The 19297-nt window shown below is 39.7% G+C and carries 18 protein-coding genes; 3 read left to right on the forward strand and 15 right to left on the reverse strand.

Going from position 1 to position 19297, the window contains the following annotated elements; all coding sequences use genetic code 11:
- From AWH02_RS10745 to AWH02_RS08020, 3 genes are all read right to left on the reverse strand, one after another.
- Window positions 1-2661 (reverse strand): accessory Sec-dependent serine-rich glycoprotein adhesin (locus AWH02_RS10745; RefSeq protein ID WP_145762189.1); only part of this gene is annotated, 2661 nt, incomplete at its 3' end.
- Window positions 2662-2902: 241 nt separating this feature from the next.
- On the reverse strand, window positions 2903-3433 hold the full coding sequence (locus AWH02_RS08015; RefSeq protein ID WP_060553705.1) for an ECF transporter S component: 531 nt from the start codon (window positions 3431-3433) through the stop codon (window positions 2903-2905).
- Complete coding sequence (locus tag AWH02_RS08020) at window positions 3423-4292, reverse strand: pyridoxamine kinase (RefSeq protein ID WP_060553706.1); 870 nt, start codon at window positions 4290-4292, stop codon at window positions 3423-3425. The genes AWH02_RS08015 and AWH02_RS08020 overlap by 11 nt, the downstream gene beginning before the upstream one ends.
- A gap of 49 nt (window positions 4293-4341) precedes the next feature.
- Here AWH02_RS08020 and AWH02_RS08025 point away from each other — a divergent pair, with 49 nt between their 5' ends.
- On the forward strand, window positions 4342-5667 hold the full coding sequence (locus AWH02_RS08025; RefSeq protein ID WP_197711257.1) for an aminotransferase-like domain-containing protein: 1326 nt from the start codon (window positions 4342-4344) through the stop codon (window positions 5665-5667).
- 12 nt (window positions 5668-5679) lie between these two features.
- On the opposite strand, the gene AWH02_RS08030 is transcribed toward AWH02_RS08025, so the two are convergent.
- The 12 genes from AWH02_RS08030 to udk all read right to left on the reverse strand — a co-directional run bounded on the left by AWH02_RS08030 (window position 5680) and on the right by udk (window position 17103).
- On the reverse strand, window positions 5680-7422 hold the full coding sequence (locus tag AWH02_RS08030; RefSeq protein ID WP_060553708.1) for an ABC transporter ATP-binding protein: 1743 nt from the start codon (window positions 7420-7422) through the stop codon (window positions 5680-5682).
- Window position 7423: 1 nt separating this feature from the next.
- Window positions 7424-9163 (reverse strand): ABC transporter ATP-binding protein, encoded by a 1740-nt coding sequence (locus AWH02_RS08035; protein WP_060553709.1) that lies wholly within the window; start codon window positions 9161-9163, stop codon window positions 7424-7426.
- A gap of 90 nt (window positions 9164-9253) precedes the next feature.
- Window positions 9254-9925: an MmcQ/YjbR family DNA-binding protein gene (locus AWH02_RS08040; RefSeq protein ID WP_060553710.1), complete on the reverse strand. Its 672-nt coding sequence runs from the start codon at window positions 9923-9925 to the stop codon at window positions 9254-9256.
- Window positions 9926-9969: 44 nt separating this feature from the next.
- The gene (locus AWH02_RS08045; RefSeq protein ID WP_060553711.1) at window positions 9970-10602 is read right to left on the reverse strand and encodes a copper homeostasis protein CutC; all 633 of its coding nucleotides are present in this window, start codon (window positions 10600-10602) and stop codon (window positions 9970-9972) included.
- Window positions 10603-10681: 79 nt separating this feature from the next.
- Window positions 10682-11548 carry a hypothetical protein gene (locus tag AWH02_RS08050; protein WP_060553712.1) on the reverse strand — a complete coding sequence of 289 codons (867 nt, stop codon included), beginning with the start codon at window positions 11546-11548 and terminating at the stop codon, window positions 10682-10684.
- Window positions 11549-11559: 11 nt separating this feature from the next.
- Entirely contained in the window at window positions 11560-12174 is a 615-nt protein-coding gene (locus AWH02_RS08055) for a hypothetical protein (protein ID WP_060553713.1), read from the reverse strand.
- Between the two features lie 186 nt (window positions 12175-12360).
- The gene (gene whiA, locus AWH02_RS08060; protein WP_060553714.1) at window positions 12361-13272 is read right to left on the reverse strand and encodes a DNA-binding protein WhiA; all 912 of its coding nucleotides are present in this window, start codon (window positions 13270-13272) and stop codon (window positions 12361-12363) included.
- The gene (locus tag AWH02_RS08065) at window positions 13269-14243 is read right to left on the reverse strand and encodes a YvcK family protein (RefSeq protein ID WP_060553715.1); all 975 of its coding nucleotides are present in this window, start codon (window positions 14241-14243) and stop codon (window positions 13269-13271) included. The genes whiA and AWH02_RS08065 overlap by 4 nt, the downstream gene beginning before the upstream one ends.
- On the reverse strand, window positions 14240-15130 hold the full coding sequence (gene rapZ / locus AWH02_RS08070) for an RNase adapter RapZ (RefSeq protein ID WP_012000376.1): 891 nt from the start codon (window positions 15128-15130) through the stop codon (window positions 14240-14242). Before rapZ ends, AWH02_RS08065 begins: the two co-directional genes overlap by 4 nt.
- A gap of 24 nt (window positions 15131-15154) precedes the next feature.
- On the reverse strand, window positions 15155-15535 hold the full coding sequence (locus AWH02_RS08075) for a RidA family protein (protein WP_008808853.1): 381 nt from the start codon (window positions 15533-15535) through the stop codon (window positions 15155-15157).
- 222 nt (window positions 15536-15757) lie between these two features.
- Complete coding sequence (locus AWH02_RS08080; RefSeq protein WP_060553716.1) at window positions 15758-16429, reverse strand: YoaK family protein; 672 nt, start codon at window positions 16427-16429, stop codon at window positions 15758-15760.
- 41 nt (window positions 16430-16470) lie between these two features.
- Entirely contained in the window at window positions 16471-17103 is a 633-nt protein-coding gene (udk, locus tag AWH02_RS08085) for a uridine kinase (protein WP_060553717.1), read from the reverse strand.
- A 102-nt stretch (window positions 17104-17205) separates the two neighbouring features.
- Between udk and AWH02_RS08090 the strand changes: the two genes are divergently transcribed.
- Both AWH02_RS08090 and AWH02_RS08095 read left to right on the forward strand, forming a co-directional pair.
- Window positions 17206-18186, forward strand: a complete 981-nt coding sequence (locus AWH02_RS08090) for a Gfo/Idh/MocA family protein (protein ID WP_060553718.1) — start codon at window positions 17206-17208, stop codon at window positions 18184-18186.
- A complete protein-coding gene (locus tag AWH02_RS08095) occupies window positions 18176-19267 on the forward strand; it encodes a DEAD/DEAH box helicase (RefSeq protein WP_197711258.1) in 1092 nt (363 codons plus the stop codon). The genes AWH02_RS08090 and AWH02_RS08095 overlap by 11 nt, the downstream gene beginning before the upstream one ends.
- Window positions 19268-19297: the final 30 nt, after the last annotated feature.

Below are 19297 nucleotides of genomic sequence, written 5' to 3' on the forward strand. Positions count from 1 at the left end.
GGATGCAGTCGTGGACGCAGTCGTACTTGCGCTGGCAGACGCGCTCGTTGACGCTGAGGTGATTGCACTCACGGATGAGCTCGGTGAAGCCGAGGTACTTGCTGATACAGACGCGCTCGTTGAAGCTGAGGTGCTTGCACTTACGGACGCACTTGTGGACGCCGATGTACTTGCGGATACTGACGCGCTGGTCGACGCAGACGTACTTGCGCTTGTAGACGCGCTCGTTGAAGCCGATTCGCTCGCACTTACTGAGGCACTGGTTGAGGCGGATTCGCTGGCACTTACCGATGCACTCGTGGAGGCGGATTCACTCGCACTTACGGACGCACTCGTGGATGCAGACTCACTGGCAGAAACTGAAGCGCTAGTTGAGGCGGACGTGCTTGCGCTTACGGACGCGCTCGTTGAAGCTGATGTACTTGCACTCACAGATGCGCTCGTGGAGGCAGACGTGCTTGCGGATACTGATGCGCTTGTGGACGCGGAGGTGCTTGCTGACACTGACGCACTGGTCGACGCAGACGTACTTGCGCTGGTTGACGCGCTCGTTGAAGCTGAGGTACTTGCACTTACTGAGGCACTGGTTGAAGCGGACTCACTCGCAGACACAGACGCACTCGTAGACGCGGATTCGCTTGCACTCACAGACGCACTGGTTGAGGCGGATTCACTCGCAGATACAGACGCACTCGTGGATGCCGATTCACTCGCAGATACTGAGGCACTCGTAGACGCGGAACTGCTTGCTGAAGTTGAGGCACTAGCAGAGGCTGACTTACTTTCCGCAATAGATTCGATTGTTGAGGTAGAGGCACTGACGGATGCGGAGGTGCTTGCAGATTTGGAAGTACTTCCTTCTCTTGTATCAATAAATTTACTTCCGTCAATAATGTCTTTTCTACCATCTCTATAAGTGATAGTCGTTGTACCATTGTTTGAGACAGTAATACCAGTGACGTAATTGGAATTTAGAACATCTTGAGCTCTTAAATCGGGATTGCTCTTCTTGACAGCTTCACGAACTAAATTTTTTTCTACTTCTGTTAATTGATTTGGATTATTGACAAATACGGTATTTTCGGGTGTCTTAATTCTAAATCGAATAATCAGTTTAAACTGACCATTGACTACAGCTACCTTCGCAGCATCATCCATTTCTTTCCGAGTTACATTTACATTTCCCGCGGCATCCGTAGCTACAACATAACGAGTGTAATCACCAATTGTTGTGTCTATTGGAACATTACCAAAAATTCTAACTTTTAACTGATTCCCTACTTGAGTCACAGAATACTGCAACCATTCAGTGCCTCTACCAGGTTGGTTATTATATAACCAGCGAACAACCGTTTTAGCCAAATCAAAAGCATTTGAATTATCTGTTACCGTCGCAAAATATTCAAATGACTCACCACGATAAACAGTAATTTCACTTGGAACATCAACAACTGGTCTTTCGGTGTCCTTTTCAACAACCGTTGTGTTATATCCTGCTTTATCCCAACTTCCATTTGTCGTAGCAGCAACTTGTTCAAACTCAAGCGGTAGGTTTGTATTGGTAATTTTTTTATCACTTGTTACTAAGCGGAGTCCAAGTTTGACTTCCCCACCGGTATCGTTTACTTGAGTAGTGATTCTGAGAACATTATTGTTAACAGATTCACCAGTATACAGATTCCAAGCGCCGCCTGAATTGTAGACTCCACCATTTGCAGCATTTTTACCGTTTATCGTTACTGTACGAGTTTCCTGATTACCACTTATAGATACTAGTGCGCCAAGATTAGACTTCACTTGTCTTGGTGTTAGGTTAATCGTCCAAGTCAAAAGTCGAGTAGTATCATCAAAACTTGTTGTGACACTTTGAATCATGTCCCCTTTTACATCATGATATTCAACATTAGGACCAGCTTCAATCACTGCCCGACGCGTTCTTCTCCGGCCTGTCTGACTAGAAGCTTCTGTAGACTCCTTGCCACTCTCAGATTTAGTGCTCTCAGATATAGAGGTAGTAGACTTCTGACTAGCAGAGACTGACTGAGAAGCACTAGCTGACGTACTTGAACTTGCACTCACAGAATCAGATGTACTTGCGGACACTGAAAGAGACTCAGAGGCACTTGCAGATTCTGAGCTAGACTGTGATAGACTTGAACTTGATGATAATGATGCTGATACTGAAAACGACTCTGATATAGATAAACTAGTTGAAACAGAAGAGCTCGCTGAAGTGCTTTGACTTGCTGACAAAGTATCTGATAAGGATTCCACTGGATTAGCTTCTTCAGATGACAAAGTAGTTACAGCTTCTTCGCTTAAAACTGCTTCTCCCCTAGTTGCTAGAACGTTCCGTGTATCAATCACTTTTTCAAGGGCCTGTTCTTCTTCAGCATAAACAGAAGAGCTTGTAACAACCGCTCCACCAAGCACAGCTCCCGTCGCTATAATTCCTTTCAGGTAATTCAGTCCACCCTTTTCTACAGACTGCTCCTCCACTACTTTCACTTCTGCGGAAGAAATATCAGAACCCTTCATTAATCTTAAAAGACCAAATTGAGATGTAGCCGCACGAAGCCAGTGTTTTCCAGACTTAATCAGTTTAAAACGCGTAACACGTTCAACTTCGTGGTATTGTCCCTTTTGACGTTTAAAAAACATGTAATCCCCTCTACTTAATTTAATATCCCAAAAACTTAGTATTTAAAAAAGTATCGTATCTATAGTATCATATTTTCAGTGGAAACAACGGTTTTTCAAGCATTTTTTACGAAAAAAATTGATTAATTTTTAAATCCTCAAATACTAAAAAAGACGAGTTTATAAACCGTCTTTAAATATGCATTTTTTTATTACTGATTCTTTCTATCCAAAGTATTTAAATTATATTTGATATTTAAAATTATTTTCTAATTGTTTCACTAATTTTCTTAAATATTGGATAAAGGATAGGAACAGCTATAACTGTAGCCAAGCTTGAACCAAAAGTTCCAACTATCTTAACAAGAGCTATATTTAAGGAAGCACCTAAAGTGAGGTTGCCGAGCATTCCAATCAAAGTGTATTTGAATAGATTTAATACTATTTTAGTCAAAGCAGCTGCAAAACCAACAATCACTATCTTTCCCCTACACTTTGGCATTGCTTCATAGACAAAATAAACAACAAGAATAACAACTAATGCTTCCAAAATTGTAATCCAAACCACTGAAGCATACCCGTTTAATATATCAAAGACTCCCAGACCAACGGTTGCAACCAAAGCACCTTTTCTTACTCCGTAAATAAGAGTAGCTACCACAACTAGAGCATTTCCAAAATGAATAAATTGAGGACCAACAGGAATTCTGAAAAACTGAATGCTAAGTGTAATTAGAGCCGAAAAGAGACTCAATTCCACTAGTTCACGAGTAGTTAGTTTATTATTTTTCATTAGAAACCTCCAATAATCTTTTAAATTCTTTAAATAAATCTCCCAAATGGGGCTGGTAGTATACTCCATAACGAAGATCAGAGTCACATTTCAGTGTCGTTACTATACTTTTCTCGATGAAGTTAATGAAAACCGGAAGACACTTTTGCAGGTCAATCCCCTGTACAAATGCAGCCGCTACCAAGCCAGTCAACATATCCCCTGTTCCAAAGAATTGTTGCTGAAATCTCTTACCTTTATACAAACTAAAGACGTCTTCTGCTTTATCGAAATAAGCTACACCTATCTGATCGTGACTCAGTGGAAGTCCGGTTAATATAATTTTCTTTGCACCTAATTCGCTCAGACGCTGAGCAAGATCTTTTAAAAATTGCTCTGTCAAATCATTATCTTGATAAGGCAAATCAGCAAGAAAACAAGCTTCTGTTAAATTAGGCAGAATCAAATCTGCTTTTTGACAGAGAGTACGCATGCTAGAAATATAATGATCATCAAAGCCTTTGTATAGCTTACCATTGTCGGCCATAATGGGGTCTACAATCAAGGGGATGTTCTCACGCTCCAAAAAATCAATCAGAGAAGTTATTTGCTGACTTGATCTAAGATAGCCAGTTACTAATGCAGAAAAGCCGATCTCTAAGCTCTGCCATTGCTTTAAAAAAGCCTGCATTCCAACAGTGTAGTCATCAATATATACTTTAGGAAAACCACCAGTGTGAGATGATAGAAGAACTGTGGGAAGAACAGAGACTTCCAACTGGCATATGGCAAACAATGGCAGGGCTGCCGTCACAGCAACCTTCCCTAAGCCAGAAATATCACTAGCTAAAATAATTCTCTCTGGTTTTGTTGTAATCATTCCATTTGTCCCTCTCCGTATCTACTTTTTTATTGTAAAACACTTTAAAATAAGTTACAATATGAAAAAAAACAATCTGTATGGGGACAGTTGTATGCTTAAGACAAAATATCAAGAAATTTCAGATCATCTGATTGAACAAATCAAGAGTGGACAGCTTAAAAAAGGAGATAAGCTTCCCTCTATTCGGCTTTTGTCTCAAAGTTACCATTGTAGCAAGGATACCGTTCAAAAGGCCCTTCTAGATCTGAGTTATCAGAAGTATATCTATGCCGTCCCAAAAAGTGGTTATTATGTTTTGGAGCAAGCTCAAGAAGAAAATAATGATCTAGAGCTTCCCTTAAGAAACGACCGCCATCAAGTCTATGAAGATTTTCGCATCTGTCTCAATGAAACATTAATTGGACGAGAAAATTACCTTTTTAACTACTACTCTCAACAAGAGGGACTAGAAGATTTGAGACAATCTGTCAAAAATCTACTTCTAGAATCAGCTATATACCCAACTTTAGACAAGATAGCTTTGACATCTGGTACCCAGCAAGCACTCTATATCCTATCTCAAATAGACTTCCCTAATCATGGTGACACTATTTTAGTAGAACAACCAACCTATCACAGAATAAATGATTTGCTCAAGGCTCAAAATTTAAAACATAAGACCATAGAACGAAGTCCAAAAGGAATTGACTTGCTAGAACTAGAAAATATCTTTCGTTCAGGTAACATAAAGTTTTTCTATACCATTCCTCGCTTTCACTATCCCTTAGGACACACTTACAGCCGTCAAGAAAAAGAAGAAATTCTCCGCCTAGCTAAACTTTATCAGGTCTTTCTCATTGAGGATGATTACCTAGCTGATTTTGACAATAAGTCAGAACTAAGTTTTCATTATCTAGATGATAGCGACTCAGTTATTTATATCAAATCTTTTTCAACTAGTCTTTTCCCTGCACTTCGAATTACAGCTTTGCTATTGCCTGATAGCGTCAAGAAGCAATTTATCGCTTTCAAAAGCATTTTGGACTATGACAGCAATCTCATCATGCAAAAGGCTCTCTCTCTTTATATTGATAATCAAATGTTTCAAAAAAATAGACTAGCACTACTGCGTTTACAGGAGGAAGAAAAAGAAAAGGCCCAACATTTACTTGAAAAAGCAGGTTTAGGACTACCTTACCTACTGACACCAGGCGGTATTTTATTGGATCTAAAAACACTAACATCCATTAGCTCTCTCAAGCACAGTGGTCTTCCTCTTGATTTTTTTGAGTCAGCTTATATTGACCCTTGCCCCTATCGCTATGCTAAGATTCGATACCAAGACCTTGAAGCCTCTATAGACGGGCTGAAAAAATGTTTAAAAAAGGCTTAGGAAAATTCATTCCTAAGCTTTTTCCAGCATTCCTGCCTGAAGTTGATACATTTTCTTGTAGGTGCCATTTTGAGCTAGGAGCTCTTCGTGACTGCCAGATTCGATGATCTGACCCTTATCTAGCACATAGATACAGTCAGCATCCTGAATGGTAGAGAGACGATGGGCGATGGCAATCGTCGTTCTGCCTTGTCGCATTTTTTTCAGTGAGGCTTGAATCAACTCCTCTGTCTCTGAGTCAATATTGGCAGTAGCCTCATCTAAAATCAAAATCTTAGGCTTGGTAGCGACTGTCCTAGCAAAAGCTAAGAGCTGGCGCTGACCACTGGAAAATGCAGCCCCTCGCTCTGTTACTGGTGCATCATAAGTCAATGGCAGTTGATAAATAAAGTCATGAGCATCAACAAACTTAGCAGCCTCTTCAATGTCCTGTTGGCTAAGTCCTTCTTGGTACATCTGGATATTGCTAGCAACAGTCCCATGGTAAAGGAAGGGATCTTGAAGGACCAGTCCAATATGTCGCCTAAGTTCTGCTTGACTATAGTCTTTTATATCATATCCATCAATCAAAATTTGTCCTCTTTCAAACTCATAAAAGCGTAAAAAGAGGTTGATGATGGATGATTTACCCGATCCAGTAGATCCAACAAAAGCAATTGTTTCACCTTGCTTGACCTTAAAAGAAATATGTTTCAAAATATCTCTTTTACCGTCATAAGAAAAACTAACATCTCTGAATTCTATATCACCTTTTTGGATTTTCAAGTCTTCATTTTTTTGGATTGGTTCATAGTCTCTCCTATCAATGACTTCAAAGACACGCTCAGCAGAGATCATAGAAGTCTGAAGAACTGAATAGTTTTGCATGACTTCAATCAAAGGATTAAAGAGCTGGTTGGCATACTGGATAAAGGCATACATAATCCCTGCTGTAATCCCAGCAGTTTGCCAAGTCAGACCAAAATAAGTCAGAATAACGCCATAGGCCAGAATTTTCAAAAGAGACATGGCTGGTCGTAAAAGGAGACTGTTGACATCCAGATAGCGATTGGTGTAGTTTAGGTGCTCCTGATTAATTTCTTCAAATTCATCAATCAAGCGCTTTTCCTGACTAAAGGCTTGGACAATCCTCATTCCTTCAATAGTCTCGGAAAGCTTTACGTTTAAATCGCTCAACTTACTACGGACTTGCTTGAGCAAGCCAGTTGACAGTTTTTGATAAAGTAAGATCGAGGCCAGCATGATTGGTAGAAATAAAAGTATTAAAAGAGCCAGACGCCAATCCAGAGCAAACATAGTTGCGGCAGTTACCACTAAAATGAAGATTGAACTTAAAAAGCTTGAGAAAATACTACTAAACATATCAGCCACTGCTTGAGTATCATTGGTCAGACGAGAAACGATGGCTCCAGCAGGTGTTTGGTCAAAATAGGCCATTCGTAGCTTTTGAATATTGGCAAAGGCTTCTTGACGTAAGTCACGAACAATACTGTGTGCTACCTTTGCAAATGAATACTGACCTAAAAAAGTCAAAAGCACGCGCAGTATAAATAAGCCATAGTAAATAGCCAAGAGATAAAAGCCTGCTGCCGCCTGTCCAGAACTAATGAACTGATCAATATAAGTTCTAGCCAAAAGAGGTAAGGCAGTGGTAACCAAAGTGGTTAGAAAAACAAAGGCAAATGCTGAAAGTGTGAGCCATTTATATGCAAGCATATAGCTTAGAAGTCGTTGAAAAGTTGATTGTTTTTTCATATTAGACCTCCTCTAAGCTTTCAGCCAATTGCTGATTTTGATAAGTAGTGGCGTACCAGCCATCCTGTTTTAAAAGTTCCTGATGACTACCACTCTCAATAATCCGTCCCTGATCTAAAACTAGGATCAAGTCTGCATGCACTACTGCTGATAAGCGATGGGCAGTAATCAATGTAGTCTTACCAAAGCGCTCTCTCTTGAGATTATCTAAAATCAAGTGCTCGGTCTTTGCGTCAACAGCAGATAAAGAATCATCCAAGATTAAGATATCGGGATTAAGAATCAAAGCACGACACATGGCCAAGCGTTGCTTTTGTCCACCAGATAAGGATACACCACGCTCCCCAACCAAAGTATCAAATCCATCGGGCATTTGCATGATGTCTTCATAAATTCCGCAAAGTTTAGTAACAGCGATAACGTCCTCATCAGAAAGACTTGGATTCCCAAAGCGAATATTATCTCGAATAGAAGTAGCAAACAAGATTTGATCTTGAGGAACATAACCAATCAAGCTCCGCAAAGCAGAAAGGCTGTAATCTCTTATGTCATGTCCAGCCAGGCAAATATTCCCATCTTGTATCTCTTGTTCTCGAAGAAAAAGGCGAAGCAAGGTCGTCTTCCCAGAGCCTGTGACACCAACGATACCTAAGGTCTGCCCCTGATCAATCGAAAAACGAATATCCCTGAGAGTTGGTCGATCATCATATGCAAATTCTTGAATAGAATAATCCAGGCGACCATTTTTAATATCCTTAATAGGTGAAGCTACTTCTGTCACATCACTTTTTTGAGCTAGTAGACTTTCAATTCGCTCATAAGACACAGCTCCTCGCTGGCTGATATTGAAGAGATAGCCCATGGCTTGAAGGGGCCAGACTAACATATCCAGATAAGTAATAAAAGTGACCAACTCTCCCACCGTCAACTGACCTTGACTGATGAAAAGGCCACCAAAGATCAAGGTTAAAAGATAGGACAGGCCGACAAAAATCAGAACCATAGGATCAAAAAGAGCATTGTACTTTGCTGCAAGGATATTTTTCTTAAAAACATCTTGGTTGATCCTAGCAAAAGCAGCTGTCTCTGCATCTTGATAACCAAAAGACTTGGTCACTTTGATACCTGAGACACTTTCTTGGACCTTATTGTTCAAATCAGAAAAAGCTTCTTGTGCTGCCTTAAAACTTTCATGATTTTTTCGACCGATCAGACTGGTCCCCCAAGCCATAAAAGGCAAGGGTAAAATGGCAATCAGAGTCAGCCTCCAGTCCAAGACAAAAAACATAGTAAGAACAGTTACTAGAGCTGTGATTGAAGCGTCTACAGCTGACATGACTCCTCCACCAGCAACGCCGACAACTGCATTAATATCATTAGTGGCGTGAGCCATCAAATCACCTGTCCGATAAGTTTGATAAAAGGAAGGAGACATATGAGTAAAATGCTCAAAGAGACGGTAGCGTAAGATTCTACCCAGACGATTGGCTGTCCCCAAAATATACTTACGCCAGACAAAACGCAAAGCATACATGGCCAAGGCTGACAAAACCAAAATAAAAAGTTGATAGGCTAATTCCAGATTCGTCAAATCTTTACTGGCAATCTGGTCAATCACTTCTCCAATCACACGAGGTGGAAGCAAGTTTAAAAGACTGACCAAAGACAAGGATAAAATACCAGTAATATAGGGCCACTTTTCTAATTTAAAAAACCAAGATAATTTCTTTAATAACTTCATACTTGTCCTTATTTCTAATTTTCAAATACTATTCATTATACACTCATTTTTTGATTATTGACAGCGAAAAAGGCTGGAAAACTCAGCCTCTTATTTTTTCTTTGTTAAAAGAAAGCTCTCTTCTAAAAGAGAGAATAATTCTTGATCCGTTAGAGTATCATCTAGCGGGAGACTCAGCCAATATTTTTTATTCATATGAAAGGCTGGGTAAATTCCTTTTTCTTGGATTCGTTCTGAGACCTGATTGTTCTTGACATTAAGAACCTCAATTGCTCCGCTTCGTCCTGAATCAAACTTAGACCAGTCAGTCGTCAGAAAAGCTCCATACCATTTCTTTGTGCCCTCATGGCGAAATACAGCTGCCTGGGTAGAACTTTTTCTTGAAGACTTAGCCCAAAGGTATTCCAAACTTCCCTGATAACGCTCAGAAACGTGAGCTACCAAGCGCTGACTTTGTTCATAAAGGAAGCCAATTTCATCGAAACAATGGCGTCGAATATCTAAGAGAAGATCCAAACAAGCTTGACGCACCTGACCAACAAACTCACCTGTCATAGATTCCATATGAACCTGCCTATACTCATCACCTGTCTCACAATCAAATAACTGAAAACGGACACTACTATCTTCAACATTAATCACCATCTGAAAATCACCAGACAAGACTTTTCTTGATATCTGATAGATGCCTTCATTTTCTATAAAACCGTACTGGACTAGCTTATCAGAGTTAGCCTTATATTTCTCGAATAGTTCAAACATACTCATAAAAAGGAAAGGGAGCCACAGCTCCTCTCCTTATCCTCCTAAAATACAACTTTGGTTCCATGTAGCTGATCCACACCTAACTCAGCAACGATTTCATCACGATTTTGAGTCGTAATGCCACCTCCAGGCAGGATTTGGATTCGCTTGTCAGCATAGGCCACCAGCTCTTTTAACCAAGCAAAGTGTTCTTGAATCGTTTCCGAAGCTGAACCACCATGAGTCAAAATGCGCTTAACACCGTGCTCAGCCAACCAATCCAAGGCCTCAAACTGTTTGTCTCTTGGAATAGAATCAAAAGCCATGTGAAAAACGACTTCTAAATCTTTAGACAAAGCCAGCAAAGACTCAAGATTTTCTGTATCTAGTTCATTCTCCCTTGTCAGCAGGCCATATACGACTCCCTGGCTTCCAGCTTCACGAGCCTTTTTAATATCTTCGATCATGATTGCTACTTCAAGGTCAGTATATACAAAATCACCACCTCTAGGACGAATCATGGTCATAATGCTAGTCTCATAAGGCTTGGCCAAGTCTACTGCAGCACGAATAACTCCATAACTTGGCGTGGTTCCTCCGACACTTAAATTGTCACAGAGTTCAACTCGACGGGCTCCTGCTTGCATTGCTTTTTCAAGCAAGGTTACATTTTCAGCACAAAATTCGTATAGCATCCGCTACTCCTTTGATTTATTATGATATTATTCTAATTCTTTCTTGTTTATTATATCACAACTAGTGAAAAAAGACGAATTAGCTATCCATCCCATTCATACTTTCAAAGGACCTTTTACACCATTCAAGCCATTCTGTTTGGTAGGCTTCCTCAGATAGGATACGGTCCTTCAAATCAGCTATTGACAAGATCTTCTTTTCCTTACAGAGTCTAATACAATTGGAATAAAATTTTAAATTGATGTCGTCTCTGTCAAAATATACTGGTATTTCTGACCTTCCTCTAAGGTATGCTGTGAAAGCTCTGCTATGACCATCTGTCAGGAACCATTCCCCCTTCCATCTTTTTACTGGCAAAGGCTTTAATTCTTCTTGGTCAAACCATGTCTCAATTTCTTCTAGCTTTTTTTCTGAAAGGAAAAGTTGGCTGGGCTGGATATCAGTTAGAGGTAAAAGTAAATCTAAAACATAACGATGTCCCAGCTCCGTCTCTTCATAAGGATAAAAACCGAATAAAGTAAATAGCTTTTTAGAAGGGAGATTGAAATCATAAATGTCCTGAACCCGTAACTGACGATAAGACAGAGATCGAGCCCTCTCAATCAATGCTCCGATAACGTCTCGTCCAATACCAATAGATCGATAAGTCTCCACTCCGATTACAATAGGTAAGTCATTCTCCGAAAAAGTCACATCGCCAATTGGCAACCAAGAATTATCCTGCTTAACTTCAATGAAATATAGTTCTCCTCGCTGACTAAGGACCTCATACATCTTCTTAATCTTTTCTAGAGAATAACTTCCTTTTTTGCCGTCAACGAAATAGACAAGCTCTGGATCCTGATACCAAGAAAAGGCCACTTGATAGTGGCCATCATAAGCTCGCAAACGCAAGTTGCTATTAATTAAAATGACATCAGGTTGAGCTAAATTTACTATAGGCATAATCTCTACTCCTACTGGCCTAGCAAACCTGACATATTCATTGTCAGCTTAACTTTGGCAATATCATCCTGTATATTAAGTCCTGTAATTTTAAACTGAGACTCTGGCAGAGAAACCAATATTGTCTCTTGTTCCATGGCTAGATTACTGGACTGGTCTTTTAATCTATTTTGTAAAATCGAAGCTACAATAGCTTTTTGTACTGGTAGATTTCCTAGACGAGAGCTAGCAAGATCAAATCGTAGGGTATGATTTTCGTAGGCCGCGTAGAATCGCAAATCAAGTTTGCTGTCAATCCCAAGGATTTTTATAGGGAGTTGCAATCTTAATTTATCCCCTTCAATGCTGTACGCACTCTCCAATAATTCTTGACTCTGATTATCAGTCAAAAATGGTTTCAGTAACTGATTCAATTGTTTGCTGTTAATCGTAATCTCTGTACTTAGACCATTTGTTCCTACGGTTGCATTCTGAAGTCCAGATTCAACCATACTAGACAAACTAATTGTGCTTTCTACATTCTTTAGCTGATCAGAGGATTGAATTGAGGAAGGTACCAAAATCAGGGTCAGGCCAAATAATAAGACAAGAAGACCAACTACAGTACGTTTGATTATTTTTTTCATTTTTATTCCTTTTTGTAACAAGTTAGAAGATTGATTCTGCCTGCTCTAAAATCATAATAGATCTATTTTACACTAATTTCCTATTACTTTTGTGACAAAAAGATGACATTCCTATGCGGTATCATGACAAAGTCTAGCTGTCACTTGCTAAAAAAAGAAAACTAGAGCCGTTTCTAGTTTTCTTTGTTATAGATCATCAGCAATCTTATTAATTTTCCGAAGTCTGTGATTCACGCCACTTTTGGTCAGAGGTTTACTAAGGCTATCAGCCAACTGCTGGATAGAGTAGTCAGGATGATTAACTCTCAGATGTGCCACCTCTTGTAAATCAATTGGCAGACTCTCCAAGCCACTCGTCTCCATAATCTTGACAATATTATTGATAGTCTTCATACTGGCTGTCACGGTTCGGGCTATATTGGCAGTCTCTGCGTTATTAGCCCTATTGAGGTCATTTCTAGTCTCCCGAAGGATTTTCACAGTTTCAAACTCGGCCATGGCCTCCATTGCTCCAACAACAATCAGAAAATCCATGATATCTTCTGCTCGTTGCAAATAAGTAACAGCACCTTTTTTTCGCTCGATGGTTTTGGCATCTAGTAAGAAACGCTGCATCAAACTAGCAAGTCCTTGGGCATGGTCCAAATAGACAGAAACGATTTCTAGTTGGTATTTACCGGATTCTGGGTCTCGCATACTACCGTTTGACAAGAAAGCCCCCCTAAGATAAGCTCTACTTGCTTCATCATCAGATAGAATAAGAGGATCAATCCCCTCTTGGATTCCAAAGAAAGCATCCGCCAAATGCAAGTCTGACAAGATATCTTCAACTTTTTCATCTAAAAAAACCGTATAGACACGATTTTTTCGTAAATTAGTTTTCTGGTGATGACGAATATCAGATTTCACCTGATAAAAGCTCAACAGCAACTCATAAATATGACGAGCAATTTTCGCATTCTCAGTAGTAATGGATAGAGTTAGTCCTTGACTTGCAATACCTAAACTACCAGACATCTTCATGATAGCGGCTAATTCACTCTTACTCTCGGTACCTAGCCCCAATAATTCTTCTTTTACCTTTACCGTAAAGCTCATTTTCGCACCTGAATATTCTTCATCAACTCTTCCACAACTAAATTTCCATCGTGGAAGGCTCCACCATTTTCCAAACGTAAAAAATTAGAAGAAATAACACGGGGAACTTGTTCTTGAAGCCCCTTAAAGTCATGCTCAACTTGCACCAAATACTCATCAAATTTATTACAATTCATATAATCTTTTGGAACATTTTCAATATTCACCAGCACTGTATCGATAAATTTTTGTCCCAAATGACGATGCAAAACTTCCACATGATTGGCATCCGTAAAGTGTTCAGTTTCCCCTCTTTGGGTCATAATATTACAGACATAAGCTACCTGAGCCTTGGTTTCAAGTAGAGCTTGGCCAATCTCTTCAATCACCAAATTTGGCAAAATAGAGGTGAAAAGTGATCCTGGACCAAGTACGACCATATCGCTGTCTAGAATAGTCTGGACAACCTTACGACTGGCTTGGGGCTTTTCATCGTCATAAGTATTAGTCACATAGACATGGTCAATCATGCCTTTATAATCGGCAATCCGACTCTCCCCAGCTACTTCGGCACCATCAGTAAAAACAGCATGAAGGGTTAATGGACTATCGCTGGATGGATAAATTTTTCCTGTTGTATGGAAAAACTTGGTTAGAATTTGCATGGCATTATAGGTTGACCCCTGCATTTCAGAAATACCAGCAATAATTAAATTTCCTAAAGGATGGCCTGCCAAAGGTCCATCTTGGTCAGCAAAGCGATACTGAAAGACTCGCTCATAAAACTTTGGCATATCAGACAAAGCAACAAGTACATTTCGTAAATCGCCTGGAGGAGTTAGCTGAGTATTCTTTCTTAACTCACCTGAACTACCACCATCATCAGCAACCGTAACGATAGCAGAAATATCTACATCCCTTTTTCGTAAACTATCAAGGATAACGGAAATCCCGGTTCCACCACCAATAACAGCTATTTTGGGCTTTCTCATGAGCGATTTACCGTTTCCTTTCTGCGGTCTTTGTCACGATGGCTACAGTTGACAGGCCAATTTTTAGCTAAATCGTCTGCCAAACGCTGAGCAAAGGCAACACTTCTATGTTGACCTCCAGTACAACCAACAGCAATTGTCAAGACTGACTTTCCCTCTTTCTTGTAACCAGGTAAAATCGGTTCAATTAAATTCAGTAGATGTTGATAAAATTCAGTTGACTCCTCATGGTTCATGACATAGTCGAAGACTGGTTTATCAAGTCCTGTTTGATTACGCAGTTCTGGCTGATAGTATGGGTTTGGTAAAAAACGGACGTCAAAAACCAGATCCGCATCCAAAGGAAGCCCATACTTAAATCCAAAACTCATGACCTCAACACGAAAAGATTGTTGTTGAGACTGGTCTGAAAACTGTTCTGAAATAGTCTTTCGCAATTCACGAGGAGTTAAATCTGTCGTATCGACAACATTTTGACTGAGATTCTTAAGAGGAGCCAACAATTCTCGCTCCAACTTAATTCCGTCTAAAATCCGACCGTCTGCTGCCAATGGATGGCTACGTCGTGTCTCCTTGTAACGAGCTACCAATTCTTTATCAGCCGCATCTAGAAAGAGAATTTTAAAATCAATTTCTAAATTGTTTTCTACCTGATCTAAAACGTTCTGAATTTCAGCAAAAAATGAACGACTACGCATATCCACGACAAGAGCTAGTTTGTCAATATCATTAGTTGTTTCCAATAATTGCAGGAACTTAGGTACAAGTGTTGGCGGGATATTATCAATGGTAAAGTAGCCCAAATCTTCGAATGACTGAATAGCTACTGTCTTTCCTGCACCACTCATTCCTGTAACAATGACTAGTTTCATCTCTTTCTCTGGCATATTCTCTCCCCTCCAGCTAGACCTTTAATCTAGCTCAGCAATGACTTCAATTTCAATTTTAACATCCCGAGGCAGGCGCGCTACTTCTACAGCAGATCGAGCAGGATAAGCGCTTGAAAAGGCTGTTTGATAAACAGCATTAAAAGCCGCGAAATCATTGATATCACTCAAAAAACAAGTTGCTTTCACGACATGATCAAAATCAGTTCCAGCTTCTGTTAGAATAGCCTTGATATTTGAAAGAACTTGCTCAGTCTGTTCCTCAATCGTGCTACCGACAATCTCACCAGTTTCTGGTGACAAAGGGATCTGGCCACTTGCAAACAAAAGATTGCCAGCTACTCGTCCTTGAACATAGGGACCAATAGCTTTAGGTGCTTTATTTGTATTAATTATCTTAGACATTTTCATTCCTCCTTATTTCCCTATTATTATATCATAAAGAGACTCTCCTAGCTCAATCCTTCTATGCCCGCAATTAAAAATCAAGGAAATTTTCTAATCCTTTAAAAATCACTTGGGTATGTATTCTGTAATTTATGACGTCAAGTCGACTTAACCAAATTTCGAAACAAAAAACTGAGACAAGATGATCTCAGTTTATATTTAATGCTATATACTTACTTGTTATCTTCTACGCAGATACTGAGTTAATCTAAAGATTAAAAAGGCTGATAAAATCAAGCTTACTAACCAGATCGTTCTCAGATACCAGAATTGGATGAGATAGGTAGACACAATGGCTCCCGTCACAAAGCTACCTAAAAGAGCCACAAAAAACAAACCTTCTTCTAAGTAAGGTATTTTCTTTGTTCGAACGTAAGTCCCAAAAGCAACCATGGTCTTCTTAAGATTACCTGTCATAAAGGAATTATTATAGGCAATGCCATCTACTTCCCCAAAAGCCGTCGCTACCAAGCCCATACAAAAACCAAGAGGAGGCACGATATAGATGTTGGCGAAGTTGGCTGGCAAAAAACCAATTACAGATGCTACTAAGATCAGTGGGACAATGCTAGAAAGCCGCCACCAGGATTTCTCAAAAAGATTTTGAAAAACCGTCATTAGAAAGATCCCTAGCATAAATGCTAACATCGTAGCCAGTTTTACTTCAATTTCTCTTGTCTCATGATTAATCAATTCAACTGAAAGGAAAACAACATTTCCTGTTTGCCCAGCTACCAAGGTTCCTCCCCTTTCAATGAAGGTATAGGCATCCACAAACCCTGCGCAAAATGTTAACAAACAGGCGAAAAATTTAGATCGGGAATGAAATTCTTTTTTCACAATATTTCTCATTTTATTTAAAAAGTCTAGCTCTTTACTAGACTTCCTCCTCATTAATTTCTAGCTTCTTTTAAGATTTTTTCAATCTTAGTTGTGATCAGATCAATGGCAACTGTATTTGAAGCTCCTTCAGGAATGATGACATCAGCATAGCGCTTAGTCGGCTCAATAAACTGATGATACATGGGTTTCACTACGCCCAAATATTGTTCAATAACGCTATCCAGACTGCGACCACGTTCTTCCATATCCCGTTTGATCCGGCGAATGATTCGAACATCATCATCAGTGTCGACAAAAATTTTGATATCCATCAAGTCTCGCAAGCGCTGATCTTCAAGTACCAAGATCCCTTCTACGATAAATACATCTTTAGGTTCCTGGCGATAGGTTTTGCTACTACGGGTATGCTCTGTATAATCATAGGTGGGGATATCCACAGGACGACCAGCCAAAAGCTCCTTGATTTGTTCAATCATTAGATCTGTATCGAAGGCAAAAGGATGGTCATAGTTTGTCTTAATCCTTTCCTCAAAAGTCAGATGAGACTGGTCTTTATAGTAAGAATCATGCTCAATCATAGCAATCTTTTCATTTGGGAAATTAGATAAAATTGCTCTGGAGACACTGGTTTTACCACCACCTGATCCACCGGTCACTCCAATAATAATAGGTCTGTTTTGCATTTCTTGCTCCAATATTTTTAATCTTATCTATTTTACACCAAATCATGGTATAATGAAAGGGCTAAACAGTAAAAAATAAAGAGATTTTTAAAGGAGGGAAGCATGTTAAAATTAGGTATTATTGGAACAGGACAGATTTCCCATGAGTTTATCAAGGCCACTAAGCTCAGTGGCCACTATGAGTTACTGGCTGTATATTCGAGGAGTCTAGCTACTGCGCAAACCTTTGCCCATGATTACCAAAATGTAGAACTTTTTTGTGATTTGACTGATTTTTTAAGTAGTGCTCTTGACGTAGTTTATATCGCCAGTCCAAATTCCTTACACTTTGAGCAGGCTAAACAAGTTATTTTAGCAGGCAAACACGCTATTATTGAGAAACCAGCTGTGTCGCTGCCTGAAGAATGGAAGGAACTGGTTGCTCTTTCTAAGCAAGAAGAAGTTTATATTTTTGAAGCTGCCCGCAACTATCATGAAGAAGCCTTCGCTATTATTCAAGACTTTCTCAAGGACAAGACTGTCTGGGGAGCCCACTTCACCTATGCCAAATATTCTTCTAAGATGCAGGCACTACTTTCAGGGAAAGAACCTAATGTTTTTTCTGCCAAGTTTTCTGGTGGAGCTTTGATGGACCTAGGTATCTATCCCGTATACGCTGCGATTAGACTCTTTGGTTCCCCTCAATCTGCTCGATACAGTGCTCAACAATTACCTAATACCGTTGACTTAAATGGAGTGGGATCTTTGATTTATCCCGATTTTCAAGTCGGGATTCATGCGGGAAAAAATATCAATAGCAATCTACCTGCTGAAATATATACTGATCAAGGAACCCTCACTTTAGACGGGATTGAATTTATCAGCTCTGCTATTTTCCATGGACTAGATGGACAAGAAACCATTCTTCCCATCCAGCAAGCTTCTCATACCATGCAGGAGGAAGCTCAAGCTTTTGCGACAGTATTACTGGGGAAAGAAAGAACCGCTTATGAGGAATGGTTAAAATCAGCATCTGCCGTTCACCAAACATTGTGGACCATGCGCAAGGATGCTGGCATTAGATTTGAGGTTGATTATGATTAAAACACATTTTCCTAGCTCTTGGCAAGACAAGTTAGAGAAACTAGGATTTTCAGAACTTACAAGTATACAGGAAGAGATATTTGAGCCGATTTCATCAGGAAAATCTGTTTTAGGGATCAGTCCAACGGGAACTGGTAAAACACTAGCCTATCTCTTTCCCTGTCTACTTAAGCTAACACCCAAAAAAGCTCAACAACTCTTGATTTTAGCTCCTAATACTGAGCTGGCTGGGCAAATCTTTGAAGTTTGCAAAAGCTGGGCAGACTTGCTTGGTTTGAACGCTCAGCTATTTATTTCCGGATCCAGTCAAAAACGCCAGATTGAACGTCTAAAAAAAGGACCAGAGATTATCATTGGCACTCCCGGTCGAATTTTTGAATTGGTCAAGCTAAAAAAAATTAAGATAATGAATATTGATACAATCGTCTTAGATGAATTTGACCAGCTTCTCAGCGATTCTCAGTATCATTTTGTTGATAAAATCGTTCGCTATGCACCTCGTGACCACCAGCTGGTATATATGAGCGCCACCGCTAAGTTCGACCACGATAAGATTGCTGAAAATACTCTAGAAATCAGCATTGACGACCTCGTTTTAGACAACATTCAGCATTTTTACATGCAAGTCGAAAAACGTGATAAAGTGGAGTTGCTTCGCAAATTATCCAATGTTGAAGATTTCCGTGGGTTGGTTTTCTTCAACGCTCTGTCAGACCTGGGCAGTGCTGAAGAAAAACTCCAGTATCGTGAAGCCAATGCTGTTTCACTTGCAAGTGATGTCAACGTTAAGTTCAGAAAAGTGATTCTTAATAAGTTTAAAGACCATCAGATTACTCTCTTACTGGCTACTGACCTAGTTGCCCGAGGCATTGATATTGACTCTCTAGAGTGCGTAGTAAACTATGAGCTTCCTCGCGACATCGAAACCTATACCCATCGCTCTGGCCGAACAGGACGCATGGGAAAGGAAGGTTCTGTTATCACCCTCATCAGCCATCCAGAAGAACTAAAAACGTTGAAAAAATATGCTTCTGTTCGTGAACTTATCTTAAAAAATCAAGAACTATACCTAGCTGATTAAAATCAACTTTATAAAAAAAGCTTTGGAAAA

The organism is Streptococcus gordonii (assembly GCF_001553855.1).
In the GTDB taxonomy this organism is placed as follows: domain Bacteria; phylum Bacillota; class Bacilli; order Lactobacillales; family Streptococcaceae; genus Streptococcus; species Streptococcus gordonii.

Excerpts from the sequence above, each read along its gene's own strand:
- AWH02_RS08015 (WP_060553705.1), bottom strand. The coding sequence starts at position 3,433 with ATGAAAAATAATAAACTAACTACTCGTGAACTAGTGGAATTGAGTCTC.
- AWH02_RS08020 (WP_060553706.1), bottom strand. The coding sequence starts at position 4,292 with ATGATTACAACAAAACCAGAGAGAATTATTTTAGCTAGTGATATTTCT.
- AWH02_RS08030 (WP_060553708.1), bottom strand. The coding sequence starts at position 7,422 with ATGAAAAAACAATCAACTTTTCAACGACTTCTAAGCTATATGCTTGCA.
- AWH02_RS08035 (WP_060553709.1), bottom strand. The coding sequence starts at position 9,163 with ATGAAGTTATTAAAGAAATTATCTTGGTTTTTTAAATTAGAAAAGTGG.
- AWH02_RS08040 (WP_060553710.1), bottom strand. The coding sequence starts at position 9,925 with ATGTTTGAACTATTCGAGAAATATAAGGCTAACTCTGATAAGCTAGTC.
- AWH02_RS08045 (WP_060553711.1), bottom strand. The coding sequence starts at position 10,602 with ATGCTATACGAATTTTGTGCTGAAAATGTAACCTTGCTTGAAAAAGCA.
- AWH02_RS08050 (WP_060553712.1), bottom strand. The coding sequence starts at position 11,548 with ATGCCTATAGTAAATTTAGCTCAACCTGATGTCATTTTAATTAATAGC.
- AWH02_RS08055 (WP_060553713.1), bottom strand. The coding sequence starts at position 12,174 with ATGAAAAAAATAATCAAACGTACTGTAGTTGGTCTTCTTGTCTTATTA.
- whiA (WP_060553714.1), bottom strand. The coding sequence starts at position 13,272 with ATGAGCTTTACGGTAAAGGTAAAAGAAGAATTATTGGGGCTAGGTACC.
- AWH02_RS08065 (WP_060553715.1), bottom strand. The coding sequence starts at position 14,243 with ATGAGAAAGCCCAAAATAGCTGTTATTGGTGGTGGAACCGGGATTTCC.
- rapZ (WP_012000376.1), bottom strand. The coding sequence starts at position 15,130 with ATGCCAGAGAAAGAGATGAAACTAGTCATTGTTACAGGAATGAGTGGT.
- AWH02_RS08075 (WP_008808853.1), bottom strand. The coding sequence starts at position 15,535 with ATGTCTAAGATAATTAATACAAATAAAGCACCTAAAGCTATTGGTCCC.
- AWH02_RS08080 (WP_060553716.1), bottom strand. The coding sequence starts at position 16,429 with ATGAGAAATATTGTGAAAAAAGAATTTCATTCCCGATCTAAATTTTTC.
- udk (WP_060553717.1), bottom strand. The coding sequence starts at position 17,103 with ATGCAAAACAGACCTATTATTATTGGAGTGACCGGTGGATCAGGTGGT.
- AWH02_RS08090 (WP_060553718.1), top strand. The coding sequence starts at position 17,206 with ATGTTAAAATTAGGTATTATTGGAACAGGACAGATTTCCCATGAGTTT.